The sequence below is a fragment of the Moorena sp. SIO2C4 genome (assembly GCF_010672485.1).
Taxonomy (GTDB): domain Bacteria; phylum Cyanobacteriota; class Cyanobacteriia; order Cyanobacteriales; family Coleofasciculaceae; genus Moorena; species Moorena producens.
This window is the reverse complement of record NZ_JAAHGN010001570.1, coordinates 1-1,074: the sequence shown is the minus strand read 5'-3', so window position 1 is coordinate 1,074 and position 1,074 is coordinate 1. Positions and strand designations below refer to the sequence as shown.

Sequence of the window (1,074 nt, the reverse complement as noted above, 5' to 3'; positions counted from 1 at the left end):
GGCTGACGGCTGACAGCTGACAGCTGAATGCTTACCAAAGCAATCATAAGAATTTTGGGGGAGAAAAGTCTCAACTTGTTTTAAGAATTTACATTTAGGACTTACGCATTTGCCCCCTAAATCCCCCGAGCGAGGGATTGCTCGCTCGGGGGACTTTGACATCATTACCCCTCCCGGTGCCCTTTCCGCATTAAGAATTTAATTCGCCACGGGTCGCACCGAAAAATTGGGGGGCTAGGGGGGCGAAATCAACTTAACCGCCTAAGTCCTGACATTTTGAGAGCGATCACACCCTCAGAAGTTATGTAAAGTTATGCAAATTTTGGTAAATTGTATAGAGTACCTATATCTTGAGCAGTTTTCCAGTGACTCAATCTGACCAGAGTCAGCCAGTAAAAGTAAACCAGATGGCTGTATGGGGAATCTTTAGTTCAACCTTCCTAACCATCTTTCTAGCGGAGATGGGAGACAAGACCCAATTGGCAACACTACTAATCACTGCTGAATCCCAGTCTCCATTGATTGTGTTTGTTGGTGCTGCCGCAGCACTGATATCTACTAGTTTGCTAGGTGTACTGATTGGTCATTGGCTCGCTAAGCGCTTCTCCCCTGAGATGATAGATACTGCTGCCGGAACACTTTTACTGTTGATATCAGTTATGCTTCTGTGGGATGCAATCAAACTGAATTAGTATTAGTTAGATGGTTGAAGGTTAGACGGTTGAAGGTTGAAGGTTAGACGGTTGAAGGTTGAAGGTTAGACGGTTGAAGGTTAAAGCTTGAAGGTTGAAGGTTTAAGATTGAAGGTTAGACGGTTTAAGGTTAGACAGTTGTTCGCCAAAGGCGTTCCCGTACGGTAGGTTGAAGGTTAGACGGTTTAAGGTTAGACGATGGATTGGCAATTACTAGGACTAAGTTTCCTAACGGTATTTTTAGCTGAAATTGGAGACAAAAGCCAATTGGCTGCGATCGCACTCAGTGGTAGTCTCAATTCCCCCCGTACTGTGTTTTTTGGAACTATAGCGGAACTGATACTTGCTAGCTTTCTGGGAGTAGTAGCTGGGGGAGGGGTGA

The 1,074-nt window shown here is 45.0% G+C and carries 2 protein-coding genes; both read left to right on the top strand.

Annotated features, from left to right (window positions below; all coding sequences use genetic code 11):
* The first annotated feature begins 365 nt into the window (after nt 1-365).
* The gene (locus F6K20_RS39585) at nt 366-692 is read left to right on the top strand and encodes a TMEM165/GDT1 family protein (protein WP_008179210.1); all 327 of its coding nucleotides are present in this window, start codon (nt 366-368) and stop codon (nt 690-692) included.
* A gap of 198 nt (nt 693-890) precedes the next feature.
* On the top strand, nt 891-1,074 hold a 184-nt coding region (locus F6K20_RS39580), incomplete at its 3' end, for a TMEM165/GDT1 family protein (protein ID WP_287298602.1).